Source organism: Pseudomonas sp. R45(2017) (genome assembly GCF_002112305.1).
GTDB lineage: Bacteria > Pseudomonadota > Gammaproteobacteria > Pseudomonadales > Pseudomonadaceae > Aquipseudomonas > Aquipseudomonas paraglycinae.
In genome coordinates, this window is sequence record NZ_NEHH01000001.1 from 913,947 (window position 1) to 927,436 (window position 13,490).

At 58.6% G+C, this 13,490-nt stretch carries 13 protein-coding genes and 2 tRNA genes; 13 read left to right on the forward strand and 2 right to left on the reverse strand.

The window, feature by feature from the left end:
• Window positions 1–2 precede the first annotated feature (2 nt).
• The 6 genes from ispE to ychF all read left to right on the forward strand — a co-directional run bounded on the left by ispE (window position 3) and on the right by ychF (window position 4,578).
• A complete protein-coding gene (ispE, locus tag CAF74_RS04260) occupies window positions 3–854 on the forward strand; it encodes a 4-(cytidine 5'-diphospho)-2-C-methyl-D-erythritol kinase (protein WP_007951723.1) in 852 nt (283 codons plus the stop codon).
• A gap of 37 nt (window positions 855–891) precedes the next feature.
• Window positions 892–966 (forward strand) — tRNA-Gln (locus CAF74_RS04265).
• A 47-nt stretch (window positions 967–1,013) separates the two neighbouring features.
• Entirely contained in the window at window positions 1,014–1,955 is a 942-nt protein-coding gene (locus CAF74_RS04270) for a ribose-phosphate pyrophosphokinase (RefSeq protein ID WP_003171603.1), read from the forward strand.
• A 141-nt stretch (window positions 1,956–2,096) separates the two neighbouring features.
• Window positions 2,097–2,699: a 50S ribosomal protein L25/general stress protein Ctc gene (locus tag CAF74_RS04275; protein ID WP_007951725.1), complete on the forward strand. Its 603-nt coding sequence runs from the start codon at window positions 2,097–2,099 to the stop codon at window positions 2,697–2,699.
• A gap of 171 nt (window positions 2,700–2,870) precedes the next feature.
• Complete coding sequence (pth, locus tag CAF74_RS04280; RefSeq protein ID WP_007951726.1) at window positions 2,871–3,455, forward strand: aminoacyl-tRNA hydrolase; 585 nt, start codon at window positions 2,871–2,873, stop codon at window positions 3,453–3,455.
• A gap of 22 nt (window positions 3,456–3,477) precedes the next feature.
• On the forward strand, window positions 3,478–4,578 hold the full coding sequence (ychF, locus tag CAF74_RS04285; RefSeq protein ID WP_085607001.1) for a redox-regulated ATPase YchF: 1,101 nt from the start codon (window positions 3,478–3,480) through the stop codon (window positions 4,576–4,578).
• 63 nt (window positions 4,579–4,641) lie between these two features.
• On the opposite strand, the gene CAF74_RS04290 is transcribed toward ychF, so the two are convergent.
• Complete coding sequence (locus CAF74_RS04290; RefSeq protein ID WP_085745393.1) at window positions 4,642–5,859, reverse strand: MFS transporter; 1,218 nt, start codon at window positions 5,857–5,859, stop codon at window positions 4,642–4,644.
• Window positions 5,860–6,192: 333 nt separating this feature from the next.
• On the opposite strand from CAF74_RS04290, the gene CAF74_RS04295 reads away from it, so the two are divergent.
• The 7 genes from CAF74_RS04295 to CAF74_RS04325 all read left to right on the forward strand — a co-directional run bounded on the left by CAF74_RS04295 (window position 6,193) and on the right by CAF74_RS04325 (window position 12,192).
• Complete coding sequence (locus CAF74_RS04295) at window positions 6,193–8,250, forward strand: methyl-accepting chemotaxis protein (RefSeq protein WP_085745394.1); 2,058 nt, start codon at window positions 6,193–6,195, stop codon at window positions 8,248–8,250.
• 115 nt (window positions 8,251–8,365) lie between these two features.
• Window positions 8,366–8,442 (forward strand) — tRNA-Met (locus CAF74_RS04300).
• A 224-nt stretch (window positions 8,443–8,666) separates the two neighbouring features.
• Window positions 8,667–9,914: an S-type pyocin domain-containing protein gene (locus CAF74_RS04305; RefSeq protein ID WP_085745395.1), complete on the forward strand. Its 1,248-nt coding sequence runs from the start codon at window positions 8,667–8,669 to the stop codon at window positions 9,912–9,914.
• A 7-nt stretch (window positions 9,915–9,921) separates the two neighbouring features.
• On the forward strand, window positions 9,922–10,197 hold the full coding sequence (locus CAF74_RS04310) for a bacteriocin immunity protein (RefSeq protein ID WP_085745396.1): 276 nt from the start codon (window positions 9,922–9,924) through the stop codon (window positions 10,195–10,197).
• Window positions 10,197–10,421 carry a bacteriocin immunity protein gene (locus CAF74_RS04315; protein WP_236191694.1) on the forward strand — a complete coding sequence of 75 codons (225 nt, stop codon included), beginning with the start codon at window positions 10,197–10,199 and terminating at the stop codon, window positions 10,419–10,421. Before CAF74_RS04310 ends, CAF74_RS04315 begins: the two co-directional genes overlap by 1 nt.
• A 262-nt stretch (window positions 10,422–10,683) precedes the next feature.
• A complete protein-coding gene (locus CAF74_RS04320) occupies window positions 10,684–11,934 on the forward strand; it encodes an S-type pyocin domain-containing protein (RefSeq protein ID WP_085745398.1) in 1,251 nt (416 codons plus the stop codon).
• Window positions 11,935–11,940: 6 nt separating this feature from the next.
• Window positions 11,941–12,192, forward strand: coding sequence for a bacteriocin immunity protein (locus CAF74_RS04325; protein ID WP_085745399.1), 252 nt, complete (start codon window positions 11,941–11,943; stop codon window positions 12,190–12,192).
• 77 nt (window positions 12,193–12,269) lie between these two features.
• Here CAF74_RS04325 and CAF74_RS04330 read toward each other — a convergent pair whose 3' ends face one another.
• Window positions 12,270–13,376 carry a DUF2817 domain-containing protein gene (locus CAF74_RS04330; RefSeq protein ID WP_085745400.1) on the reverse strand — a complete coding sequence of 369 codons (1,107 nt, stop codon included), beginning with the start codon at window positions 13,374–13,376 and terminating at the stop codon, window positions 12,270–12,272.
• Window positions 13,377–13,490 lie beyond the last annotated feature (114 nt).

A 13,490-nucleotide genomic window follows, 5' to 3' on the forward strand; every position in this document is an offset into this window, starting at 1 on the left:
GCATGACCGCTCCACGCCTCACTCTGCCCTCGCCGGCCAAACTCAATCTGATGCTGCACATTCTCGGTCGCCGTGAAGACGGTTATCACGAGTTGCAGACGCTTTTTCAGTTCCTCGACTACGGCGACGAAATCACCTTCGCCGTGCGTGACGACGGCGTGATTCGCCTGCACACCGAATTCGACGGCGTGCCCCACGACAGCAACCTGATCGTGCGCGCGGCGAAGAAACTGCAGGAACAATCCGGCTGCTCGCTCGGCATCGACATCTGGATCGACAAGATCCTGCCGATGGGCGGCGGCATCGGGGGTGGCAGTTCGAACGCGGCCACCACCCTGCTCGGCCTCAATCACTTGTGGCAACTGGGTTGGGATGAAGATCGCCTGGCTGCACTGGGTCTCACACTGGGCGCGGACGTGCCGGTGTTCGTGCGTGGCCACGCAGCTTTCGCCGAAGGTGTCGGCGAGAAACTGACCCCGGTCGAGCCCGCCGAACCGTGGTACGTCGTGCTCGTTCCGCAAGTCTCTGTTAGTACGGCAGAAATTTTTTCAGATCCATTGTTGACACGTAACACGCCGCCCATTAAAGTGCGCCCCGTTCCCGAGGGAAACAGTCGAAATGACTGCTTGCCGGTGGTCTCGAGGCGTTATCCAGAAGTACGTAACGCATTGAATTTGCTAGGTAATTTTACCGAAGCAAAACTCACCGGAACTGGAAGTTGTGTGTTTGGGGGCTTCCCAAGCAAAGCTGAAGCTGATAAAGTCTCGGCCCTTCTGACAGAGACCCTTACAGGGTTTGTAGCGAAAGGAAGCAACGTTTCGATGTTGCATCGCAAGCTGCAAAGTCTGCTCTAAAGGAACCAAGTGCCCGGCACTTGCAAGCAACAGATACAGGGGCGTCGCCAAGCGGTAAGGCAGCAGGTTTTGATCCTGCCATGCGTTGGTTCGAATCCAGCCGCCCCTGCCATTTTCCTATACTCATCCAGGTATACCCTCAGCCTTCAGGTACTGCGCGTGTCCAAGATGATGGTCTTTACGGGGAACGCTAACCCCGATCTGGCTCGGCGTGTCGTACGTCAGCTGCATATCCCTCTCGGTGACATCTCTGTCGGTAAATTTTCCGACGGCGAAATTACAGCCGAGATCAATGAAAACGTTCGTGGTAAAGACGTCTTCATTATTCAGCCGACTTGCGCTCCGACCAACGATAACCTGATGGAACTGGTAGTGATGGCTGATGCCTTCCGCCGCTCCTCGGCTACTCGTATCACTGCTGTTATTCCTTATTTTGGTTATGCCCGTCAGGATCGTCGTCCGCGTTCCGCACGTGTGGCTATCAGCGCGAAAGTCGTTGCTGACATGCTCACCGTAGTCGGCATCGACCGTGTTCTCACGGTTGATCTGCATGCTGACCAGATTCAGGGTTTCTTCGATATTCCGGTAGATAACATCTACGGCTCCCCGGTTCTGGTGGATGACATCGAAGATCAGCGCTTCGAGAACCTGATGATCGTGTCCCCGGACATTGGTGGCGTCGTGCGTGCACGTGCCGTTGCCAAATCCCTGGGCGTGGATCTCGGGATCATCGACAAACGCCGTGAGAAAGCCAATCACTCTGAAGTGATGCATATCATCGGTGATGTCGAAGGGCGTACCTGCATCCTGGTCGATGACATGGTCGATACCGCCGGCACTCTGTGCCACGCGGCCAAGGCCCTGAAAGAGCATGGCGCAGCCAAGGTCTTCGCCTACTGCACACACCCTGTGCTGTCGGGTCGGGCCATCGAGAATATCGAAAATTCCGTGCTGGACGAGCTGGTGGTCACTAACACCATCCCGCTGTCCGCTGCAGCACAAGCCTGTGCACGTATCCGTCAACTGGATATCGCACCGGTTGTTGCCGAAGCGGTTCGCCGCATCAGCAATGAAGAATCGATCAGCGCGATGTTCCGTTAAGGGCCCTGCCCTTCTCGAAATGTCTCGTTGACGAAAAGCGCCCCGCCCCGGCATTCCTGCCGGGGCGGGGCTTTTTTGCCCATACCGTGTTCGGCGCTGGTCGCAAACGCCACTCGGTCATGGCTATTTTGGAGATACAAAATGAACGATTTTACTCTGAATGCTGAAGCGCGTTCCGACCTGGGGAAAGGTGCGAGCCGCCGCCTGCGTCGTCTCGCCGCCCTGGTTCCAGCTGTTGTTTACGGTGGCGACAAAGCCCCTGAATCCATCAGCATGCTGGCCAAAGAAGTTGCCAAACTGCTCGAAAACGAAGCTGCCTACAGCCACGTTATCGAACTGAACGTTGGTGGCACCAAGCAAAACGTGATCATCAAGGCTCTGCAGCGTCACCCGGCCAAAGGCCACGTGATGCACGCTGACTTCGTACGCGTTGTAGCTGGCCAGAAACTGACCGCTATCGTTCCTGTGCACTTCATCAACGAAGCTGCTCCAGTGAAGAAAGGCGGCGAAATCTCGCACGTTGTTGCCGAGATCGAAGTTTCCTGCCTGCCAAAAGACCTGCCTGAGTTCATCGAAGTCGACCTGGCTAACGCTGAAATCGGCACCATCGTTCACCTGTCCGACCTCAAAGCTCCTAAAGGCGTTGAGTTCGTTGCTCTGGCACACGGCGATGACAAGGCTGTTGCCAACGTCCACGCTCCACGTGTTGCTCCAGAAGCTACCGAAGAAGGCGCAGCAGAGTAATTCACTCTGTCATGCCTGAGTGAGCAGGTAACATCGCGGACTGGAACGTAGCGAGAAAGCGGGCGGGAACGCGGAGTTTACATCCATGGTAAATGAGCATTTTTCGTCCACTTTCGCCGCCTTCCCTGATCGCGGCGATGTTATCCACCACTCAAAGGAAGGGCCCCTATCGTGACTGCCATCAAACTGATCGTTGGCCTGGGAAATCCAGGCGCTGAATACGAGCAGACCCGGCATAACGCAGGGGCCCTTTTTGTTGAGCGCATCGCCCACGCACAGAACGTGAATCTCGTGGCCGATCGCAAGTATTTCGGCCTGACCGGGCGCTTCTCGCATCAGGGTCAGGATGTTCGTCTGCTGATTCCCACCACCTACATGAACCGCAGCGGCCAGGCCGTGGCGGCACTCGCCGGTTTCTTCCGCATCAAGCCTGAAGAAATCCTGGTGGCGCACGACGAACTCGATCTGCCTCCGGGCGTCGCCAAACTCAAAGTCGGCGGCGGCCATGGCGGTCACAACGGGTTGCGCGACATCATTGCGCAATTGGGCAATCAGAATACGTTCCACCGCCTGCGGCTTGGCATCGGCCACCCGGGCGTCGCCAGTATGGTTTCAAATTTCGTCCTGGGTCGTGCGCCACGCGCCGAACAGGAAAAACTCGATGCCAGCATCGACTTTGCCCTCGGCGTGCTGCCGGATATCCTCGCCGGTGAATGGAACCGCGCGATGAAAAACCTGCACAGCCAGAAGGCCTGACTCTAATCCGAGGGGAAACACCATGGGATTCAATTGCGGCATCGTCGGCCTGCCTAACGTCGGCAAGTCCACCCTGTTCAACGCCCTGACCAAATCCGGGATCGCGGCCGAGAACTTCCCCTTCTGCACCATCGAGCCGAACAGCGGCATCGTGCCGATGCCGGATCCGCGTCTGGACGCTCTGGCGGCCATCGTCAATCCAAAGCGCATCCTGCCGACCACCATGGAATTCGTCGACATCGCAGGCCTGGTTGCCGGCGCGTCGAAAGGTGAGGGCCTGGGCAACAAGTTCCTGGCCAACATCCGCGAAACCGACGCGATCGCTCACGTCGTGCGCTGCTTCGAAGACGAAAACGTGATCCACGTTTCCAATAGCGTCGACCCGAAGCGCGACATCGAAATCATCGACCTGGAACTGATCTTCGCCGACCTCGACAGCTGCGAGAAGCAACTGCAGAAAGTCGCGCGCAACGCCAAGGGTGGTGACAAGGACGCAGTGGCCCAGAAGGCCCTGCTCGAGCAACTGATCCCGCACTTCACTGAAGGCAAGCCTGCACGCAGCCTGATGAAGAACATGAGCGCCGACGAAAAAGCGATCATCAAGGGCTTCCACCTGCTGACCACCAAGCCGGTCATGTACATCGCCAACGTCGCTGAAGACGGTTTCGAGAACAACCCGCACCTGGACGTGGTCAAGGCCATCGCCGAAGAAGAAGGCGCCATGGTCGTTCCGGTCTGCAACAAGATCGAAGCGGAAATCGCCGAGCTGGACGACGGTGAAGAGAAAGACATGTTCCTCGAGGCCCTGGGCCTGGAAGAGCCTGGCCTGAACCGCGTGATCCGCGCCGGCTACGAAATGCTGCACCTGCAGACCTACTTCACCGCCGGTGTCGAAGAAGTCCGCGCCTGGACCGTCCGCGTCGGTGCCACTGCACCGCAAGCCGCTGGCGTGATCCACACCGACTTCGAGAAAGGCTTCATCCGCGCCGAAGTGATCGCCTACAACGACTTCATCCAGTACAAGGGCGAAGCGGGCACCAAGGAAGCCGGTAAATGGCGCCTGGAAGGCAAGGATTACATCGTCAAAGATGGCGACGTGATGCACTTCCGCTTCAACGTGTAAAAGCTGCACCCATGAAAAAGCCGCGTTTGATACGCGGCTTTTTTGTGCCTGACATTCGGCCCGTCAGGCCTTTTTGGTTCTCGGCAGGAAGATCGCCAGCACCCCGAACAGCGGCAGGAACGAGCACAGGAAGTACACGTACTCGATGCCGTGAATGTCCGCGAGATGACCGAGCAACGCCGCGCCAATCCCGCCGAAGCCGAACATCAGACCGAAGAACACCCCGGCAATCATCCCGACATTGCCCGGCACCAGCTCCTGCGCGTACACCACGATCGCCGAGAACGCCGAAGCGAGGATGAAGCCGATCACCACGCTCAGGACAGTGGTCCAAAACAGATCGACATGCGGCATCAGCAGCGTGAACGGTGCCACGCCGAGGATCGAGAACCAGATCACCGCCTTACGCCCGATCTTGTCGCCAATCGGCCCGCCGAAGAACGTGCCCGCCGCCACTGCGCCGAGGAACAGGAACAGATGCAGCTGGGAACTGGCCACCGACAGGTCGAACTTCTCGATCAGGTAGAAGGTGAAGTAACTGGTCAGGCTGGCCATGTAGAAATACTTGGAGAACACCAGCAACCCGAGCACCACCAACGCGCTGATCACTCTGCCCTTCGACAGTCCATGAGTGGCGGCCTGGCCAGCCTTGAGCTTGAACAGGTTCAGGTGATGGGCGTACCAGCGGCTGATGCGATAGAGCACGAACAACGCAAACACCGCGAACAGCCCGAACCAGGCCACGTTACCCTGGCCGAAAGGAATGATGATCGCCGCTGCCAGCAACGGGCCGAATGCCGAACCCGCATTACCACCGACCTGGAACGTCGATTGCGCCAGACCGAAACGCCCGCCCGACGCCAGCCGCGCGATACGAGAAGCTTCAGGGTGGAAAGTCGAAGAGCCGATACCGATCAACGCCGCCGCCAGCAGAATCAACGGGAAACTGCCAACCATCGACATCATCACAATCCCGATCAGCGTGCACACGGAACCTGCCGGCAACAGCCACGGTTTCGGATGCCGGTCGGTGTGATAACCGACCCACGGCTGCAGCAGCGAAGCGGTCAATTGGAATGTCAGGGTAATCAGGCCGACCTGGGTGAAACTCAGGCCATAGTTGGCCTTGAGCATCGGATAGATCGACGGCAGCACTGACTGGATCAGGTCGTTGATCAAATGCGCCAGCGCCACCGCGCCGATGATGCGCATCACCAAAGGGCTGCTTTGTGGAGGAGCGGACGCCGAGGCAGCGGCGGTCTGAACGTTGCTGATAGCCATGGGAGTTTCCGGACTGCAGATGGATGCACGCGGGCAGGTGCGTCAATGTGCCATTTTTCGGTGCGCCAGCGCCATCCCCTTAGCCAGCTAACGAACTATTCAGTCGTCGCGCTACAAGTGATAGCGCAACGCCATGGTCTGAATCTTGCCTTGCTTATCCGCTTGAACGCGGCGCCCTTACAAAGGGCATCGAGAATGGGAAGTTTCGCTACAGAGCCTGCCTACAGAGCGGGCAAGGGTGAACTTTCGAGGCCTTTTAGCAGGGCACCAATCCCGGTCGCAACGACCGCGATGCACGCCGATGGTGCGTGGTGTCCAGAGGAGTCATGGGGCATGCAGGCTTTCTTATCACCGGGGATCAGGTTGCTGGGGCGGTTTGGCTTCGCGCGTAAATTCCAGTTGTTGTTTCTGCTGTTTATCCTGCCATTGGCCGGCAGCCTGTTGATGATCGGCCAGGACTATCGCGACAAACTCAACCTGATCGCCGGCGAACGTGCCGGTGTGCGGCAGTTGCTCGCCCTCGATGCTCTCGACAACCTGCTCGCCGCCCAACGCGACCGCGCCGCCCGCTGGCGCGCCACGGAAACCAACCGCCAGCCGACGCCAGCGACCCTTGCCGCGATGGCTGCGTTCGATGGCGTACAACCTGCTGCTGCCCAGGCGACGCTGGACTTGGGCAATGCCTTGCAAGCCGAAGGCGCGGAAGGTGAAACCCAGACCCGCTATCAGGCCCTGCAAGCCGCGCTGAATGGCCTGGACTCGAAAAGCCTTTCCGGTGTCGGTTGGTGGCCGGACGGTTACGACCGTTTCACCAACGCCCTCAGCGCCCTGCAAGCCTTGCGCGAACAGATCGCGATGGACAATCGCCTGATCCTCGCGCCGTGGCTGGAGACCTATCTGCTGACGCAGATTTCCACCCAGCACGCACCAGACCTGATCGAGCGGGTCGGTCGGCTGGCAGCCGTCGGCCAGGCGTCCGTGGTTTCCGGCCAGTTCACCCTGCAAAGCCGTCTGCAACTGCGCGACCTGCGCAGCCGCATCGGCGATGCCCGCGAGCAGCTGGTGAAAACCGCGAGCCTGCTCGAAGCGCGTCTGCCGCCAGCCCTGCAAGGCTGGGCCGGGCAATATCACGACAGCCTTAAACAGCTGGACGCCGGTTTGAAAGTGCTGGATGACGGCGTGTTCGGCGGCAGCATCAATCTCAAGCCTGAAGAATTCGAGCGCACTCTCGATGCCCTGCTCGGCAACCTCGCCACGCTGCGCCAGCAATCGCTGATGTCGCTGGATCAGCGGCTGGATGACTACCACGGATCGGCAATTCGTCAGTTCATCATTGTCGCGGCTGTGTTCGGTTTCCTGTTACTTGCGGCGCTGTACCTGTTCGTCTGCCTGCAAGCCTCTATCCGCCGCAGTGCCAGCGGCATCACGCTGCTGGCCGAGGCTCTGCGCGACGGCAATCTGAGCCTGCAGGTGCCGGTCGTGGGTCGCGATGAACTCGCCTCGATCAGCACCGCACTCAACGTGGCCGTAGTGCAACTGCGCACCAGCCTGCTGGGTGTCGATCACGAGACGTCGCAACTGAGCAACGCCGTGCGCAGCCTCAACGATCACTCCAGCGGCGCTCTCAGCGAAGTCGAAGCGCAGCAATTGCAGATCAGCCAGATCGCCGCAGCCGCCACGCAACTGGCGGCGACGTCTCAAGGCGTGGCGCAGAGTTGTGAACAGGCTTCCGGCAGCGCTCAGCACACCCGGCGCATTGCCGCCGACAGTAGCCGTGACAGTCAACGGACCACGGCGAGCATCCAGCAGCTCAATCAGCGCCTGAACGAAACTGCCGCAGCGCTCGGCCGGGTCAGCGAGCAAGGGCAGCAGATTCAACTGGTGGTCGATACCATTCGCGGCGTCGCCGAGCAGACCAACCTGCTGGCGCTCAACGCGGCTATTGAAGCAGCTCGCGCCGGCGAACAAGGTCGTGGTTTTGCCGTGGTAGCCGACGAGGTGCGCAGCCTGTCGCAACGTACGCAATCGTCCACAGCGCAGATCGCCGGTACGGTCGACAGCTTGCGCAATACGGTCAACGAAGCCGTGAGCCTGATGGAGGCTGCGTGCGGCCAGGCGCAATCGGATGCCGCTGCGGTCACGGGACTTGGCGAACGCCTGGGGGAAATCGCCAGCGCCGTGCAGAGCGTCACCGACACCCTCGCCCAGATCGCCACGGCAGTGGAAGAACAGGCGAGCACCGCCGATGAGGTCAGCGGCAATATCCAGCAGGTGGATCAAGCGGCGGTTCGCCTGCTCGAGGGCGCGCGGGCAGTGAACCTTGCGGCGGACACCTTGAGCCAGGGCAGCCATGCCTTGAGTGCCAACACCGGAAGATTTCAGCTGCGTTGAAAGCCCCTCCCGCCCCGATTTTCGGCGCGGGAGGATAAGCGGTTGAAAATAAGAAGAAATATTTTGAATTTACGCTTGACGCTTTTCCATTTCAGGGGAATAATGCGCGCCACTTGGCTACATAGCTCAGTTGGTTAGAGCATAGCATTCATAATGCTGGGGTCCGGGGTTCAAGTCCCTGTGTAGCCACCAAGTACTAAAAACGGCTTACCGAAAGGTAGGCCGTTTTTTTATGCCTAGAGAAAAGTGCCCTTCCTCAGTGAGTCGGCTGGCTCCGTAGGAACCGGGTGCGAAAAGCGTACGAAGAGGATTTTTCGTTCGATCAGGCCCCTGCATCCCTACCAGTCGATTTGATCGCCATCCCCACTGACCCACAAGCTCCCCTGTCTCGATCCAACGACAGACAGGGAGTTGTCATGGACCTGGACCAAGACCTTTTCGATGATGTCTGGCGCCGAAAGCTTCCAAACGGCGGCGCCTCATGGGCAGCATGGAATCCGCCCCGAGAGCCAGAGCCCGTCTACGTTCCAACAGATGAATGGCCAACCCCAAAGCCCCGCGACGATCTGGTATTTGCCAAGTCCTGCACACCGGACAACTGGTGTCGAACGGATGCCGGCACAACACCTGAGCCCGCCTCCAGTTTCGGCAAGATCATGGTGGCGGGCGCCATACGCTTTCCCGCAGCCAGTAAGGTCGTAGCGAAAGCAATCGGCGCCGATCTGGCCTTGGGGCGCATGGCGGGCGGTGGAATTCTGCAGCAACGTCTCAACTGGGCAATCCGTGGTGCGACAGGCCCGGCCAGTGTTTTCATCCTAGGGATGCTGCCGGCCAGAATGGGCGACGGCACCCTTTATACCGACGAACAACTGCGCACCCTACCCCGCGCCACCACTCGCGTGCGCTTCCAGTTCCGGCGTGATGCCGGAGGGGTCATGCAGGTCTACGGCATCCACACCGGCGTCTCGGGCGACGACTCGGTGCGTACCGTAAAAGTCGAGTGGAACAGCGACAAGAGCGCCATGGAGGCGAAGCTCAACGGCATCACGATTTTGTGGACGCCGCAACGCGGGCCGCTGGGATCGATGCCGCCGCTGGTTCACCCGGAGCACGGCGAAGCACTGAGTACGATCCTCGTCCACCCGATCGCCGCGAACACCGACAGCCAGATTGAAATCCTGCCCGGCGAAGACATCACCGCCGAGGATTGCATTCTGGTGTTTCCGGCTGAGACCGGGCTGAAGTCGCTGTATGTGGTGTTTTCGAAACCGGCGAGATTGATGCCGGGGACGGTGACGGGGGTTGGGGAGAATTCGTCGGGCATATGGCTCGTCGGAGCAAACTCGGGGGTGGGAGTTCCAATTCCAACAGACGTGGCAGACTCACTCAGGGGACTCGAATTCCAAAGCTTCGATTCGTTCCGAAGGGCTTTTTGGAAAGCCGTTTCGGAGTCTGCCGTGGCGGATCAGTTCATAAAGCAAAGTGTTGGCCGTATGCGTAAAGGTAAAGCACCAAGGGTGCGCAAAGCCGATAGTGTCGGCGGCAGAAGATCTTACGAGCTTCATCATCTCGAAAAAGTATCCGAGGGTGGCGACGTCTACGACGTTGATAATCTACGAGTAAATACACCTCGAAACCACATCGATATCCACCGGAACGAATAGGCCAGTCATGAAAGACAATCTACTGAAAAGCAGCATTTCGGAGTACACAGAGACCGAGTTCGTTGCGTTGTTGGAAGAACTCGTTAAAGAAGATGAAGAAGCCGAAGACGATGGTCGGGCTGATTTGTTACTGTTGCACTTCGAGAAAATCAGCGAACACCCGGCCGGATCCGATCTGATCTATTACCCGGAGACAGGCGCGGATAGCTCTCCTCGGGGGGTCACGCAGATTGTGAAAGAATGGCGAGCTTCACAGGGTCTGCCTGGGTTCAAAGGTCAGTAATGACTCAACGCCGTGTCATTGACGAGATCAGAAAGGAAGACAAGGCACCTACAGATGAACGGGCAGATATTCTATTGCTGCACTTCAACGAGATCGTTGGGCATCCGAGCAAGATGGACCTTATCTACTACCCTGAGCCAGGTGCTGACACGTCGTCCTCTGGCATAGCCCGTACAATCGCGAAATGGCATGAAGCAAACGGACTGCCTGGCTTCAAGAAGTGAAGATTCATGGTCAATCACTGAAAAGACTTCACACCACTAAGTATTAAAACGGCTTACCAAAAGTTAGGCCGTTTTTTATGCCTCAAGAAAAGTGCCCCACTTCAGTGGGCCGGCATGATTCCGTAGGAACAGAGCGCGAAAGGCGTACGAAGAGGATTATTCGTTCGATCAGGCCTCTGCATCCCGGCAAGTCGATTTGATCGCCATCCCGACTGACCGACAAGCTCCCCTGTCTTGATCCAAAGACAGACAGGGAGTTGTCATGGCCCCGGACAAAGACCCTTTCGACGATATCTGGCGCCGAAAACTTCCGAACGGCGGCGCCTCGTGGGCTGCCTGGAATCCGCGCCCGGAGCCAGAGCCTGTCTACGTCCCGACAGACGAATGGCCATCGCCAAAGCCTCGCGACGATCTGGTATTTGCCAAACCCTGCACACCGGATAACTGGTGTCGAACGGATGCCGGCACAACACCTGAGCCCGCCTCTCACTTCGGCAAAGTCATGGTGGCAGGCGCCCTGCGCATTCCCGCTGCCAGTCACGCCGTAGCGAAGGCCATCGGCGCCGATCTGGCGTTGGGGCGCATGGCCGGTGGTGGAATCCTGCAGCAGCGCCTTAATTGGGCAATCCGCGGTGCGGGAGGCCCGGCCAGTGTGTTCATCCTCGGGATGCTGCCGAACCGAATGGGCGACGGCACGCTCTACACCGACGATCAGCTACGCACCTTGTCTCGCGCAACCACTCGCGTGCGGTTCCAGTTCCGACGCGATGCCGAAGGGGTCATGCAGGTCTACGGCATCCACACCGGAGCCTCGGGCGACGACTCGGTGCGTACCGTAAAAGTCGAGTGGAACAACGACAAGACCTCCATGGAGGCGAAGCTCAACGGCATCACGATTTTGTGGACGCCGCAACGCGGGCCGCTGGGATCGATGCCGCCGCTGGTGTATCCGGAACACGGCGAACCACTCAGCACGATTCTCGTCCACCCGATCGCCGCGAACACCGACAGCCAGATTGAAATCCTGCCCGGCGAAGACATCACCGCCGAGGATTGTATTCTGGTGTTTCCGGCTGAGACCGGGCTGAAGTCGTTGTATGTGGTGTTTTCGAAACCGGCGAGATTGATGCCGGGGACGGTGACGGGGATTGGGGAGGATGTTTCCGGTGTATGGCTGGCAGGAGCTGGAACAGGGATTGGAGTGCCGATTCCGACGCGGATTGCGGACAGACTCAGAGGGAGGGAGTTTTCAAACTTCGACGCGTTCAGAAAAGCATTCTGGCAAGCCGTGCGGGATGATCCAGAACTTTTCGATCAGTTCAATTCGGATGCCCAAGATCGTTTAATGTCGGGCAACGCACCAGCGGTTCGAGACAGGGAGTCTGTAGGCACAAGAGGGGTATTTGAAATACATCACGTCGAGCGGATCACTGATGGCGGCGCTGTCTACGACATAGACAACCTCCGAATCAACACCCCTAAAAACCACATCTTTCAACACAAAAAACAGTGAACGCACATGGAAAAAATATCTGAATACACTGAAACCGAATTTATCCGTTTCATCGAAAAAATACGTGCCACCAATAAAAGTGGATCGGACACGGAGCTTGGCGAGCTGCTGGCACAATTCAGAAAGCTTACCGGTCACCCGGACGGCACCGACTTGATTTTTTATCCCGAACCAGGAGAGGACAACTCTGCCATGGGCATTACGAAGACCGTAAGAGAATGGCGCGCCGCCAACGGGCTGCCAGGATTCAAGCAGTAACCCTCCGGCATCCATAGTCAAAACCGATGCGCATCACCAGGCAGTCAAAACGGCTTACCGAAAGGCAAGCCGTTTGTTTATACCTCTTCCCCCAAGGCCAAGAGCCCTTTCGCCCAAATCTGCCGCGTCCGTAAACCGACCATCGCCCGCCAGTCCGGATCCGCCGGATAAAACTGCTCCAGCAGATTCAACTTGATCGCCCGCCCCGTCGCATCCAGCGGATCGCCATGCAGATGCAGCCAGTGATCGTCGCGCAGATAACGATGCACGTCCGGCCCCGGATAAGTCCCGCACTCGATCACGAACGGCATCAGTTGCACATTCGGCAACGCGTTGAGCAACGCCTGCGAGGTGTAACCGGTAGCGGTTGCCGCGACACCGGTTTCGCTCAGGGTTTCGGCGCCGGTGTGCAGCGTGTAGAGCCACGGGCCGTAAATCGATTGCGCTTGGGCCAGTGCTGGATACGGCGCTTGGGTAATCGTCAGCAGCATCGGATGCCCGTACTCCCCGGCGCCGGTGTGCAGGTCGAAACACATCACGGTTTCAGCACCGGCCAGATGATTCTCGATGATGGAATGCAGCGTGCGATTCGACCAGCTCGGCGCGAGTCCGCCAAAGAACAATCCGTCGGGATGACTGTGCTGACCGCCCTCGACAATCGACATGACAGCCGGCCAGCCGTGCTCGGCAATTTGCGCATCCAGCAAGGCATCAGCCTTTTGCCGCTCGGCGCCATTCAAATCGGTGCAGGCGTAAATTTCATGGAGCGCCGCGTAAACGCGGTTGTCCGGAAGCAGTCGGTTGAAATCCAGGTGATTGCGGTTGAGGTCGATGTTGTCTTCATTGACCCGCCGCAGCCACGCCGTGCCCCACGGGTTGATCAGGTGAACCATCACCACCGCGACGTCCTTCGGCAGTGAGTCCGGCGTGAAATGCTTCAGCCAGTCGATCTGGCACTCCGAGCCGTAATATCCCTCAACCCCGTGGGTGCCGCTGAGCGCCACCAGGCGCCGTTTGGCCGCTGGATCCCCCAGCACCGCAACATCGGTACTCAAAGACTCGCCAAACGGCCCATTGAGCGGATGCGCGTACGAAGAGAGCGTTGCACCCGCCACCTTCGCGGCGGCTAAAAAGCGCTCGCGCTGTTCGCGATAGCTGGGCTGGGTCGGAAACTCGTTGTGCATGGCGGCCTCTTGTTGATTGTTCTGGCTTCACGTTTGCCCATGACCCTACAGAAATTCCGCCAAGGCATGAAGGACAAAGGTGCCTGCGGTTTGCGTCGTACACGGTCGGCCGAT

Coding starts and splice junctions, on each gene's coding strand:
- ispE (WP_007951723.1), top strand. CDS start 3: ATGACCGCTCCACGCCTCACTCTGCCCTCGCCGGCCAAACTCAATCTG.
- CAF74_RS04275 (WP_007951725.1), top strand. CDS start 2,097: ATGAACGATTTTACTCTGAATGCTGAAGCGCGTTCCGACCTGGGGAAA.
- ychF (WP_085607001.1), top strand. CDS start 3,478: ATGGGATTCAATTGCGGCATCGTCGGCCTGCCTAACGTCGGCAAGTCC.
- CAF74_RS04290 (WP_085745393.1), bottom strand. CDS start 5,859: ATGGCTATCAGCAACGTTCAGACCGCCGCTGCCTCGGCGTCCGCTCCT.
- CAF74_RS04295 (WP_085745394.1), top strand. CDS start 6,193: ATGCAGGCTTTCTTATCACCGGGGATCAGGTTGCTGGGGCGGTTTGGC.
- CAF74_RS04305 (WP_085745395.1), top strand. CDS start 8,667: ATGGACCTGGACCAAGACCTTTTCGATGATGTCTGGCGCCGAAAGCTT.
- CAF74_RS04310 (WP_085745396.1), top strand. CDS start 9,922: ATGAAAGACAATCTACTGAAAAGCAGCATTTCGGAGTACACAGAGACC.
- CAF74_RS04315 (WP_236191694.1), top strand. CDS start 10,197: ATGACTCAACGCCGTGTCATTGACGAGATCAGAAAGGAAGACAAGGCA.
- CAF74_RS04320 (WP_085745398.1), top strand. CDS start 10,684: ATGGCCCCGGACAAAGACCCTTTCGACGATATCTGGCGCCGAAAACTT.
- CAF74_RS04325 (WP_085745399.1), top strand. CDS start 11,941: ATGGAAAAAATATCTGAATACACTGAAACCGAATTTATCCGTTTCATC.
- CAF74_RS04330 (WP_085745400.1), bottom strand. CDS start 13,376: ATGCACAACGAGTTTCCGACCCAGCCCAGCTATCGCGAACAGCGCGAG.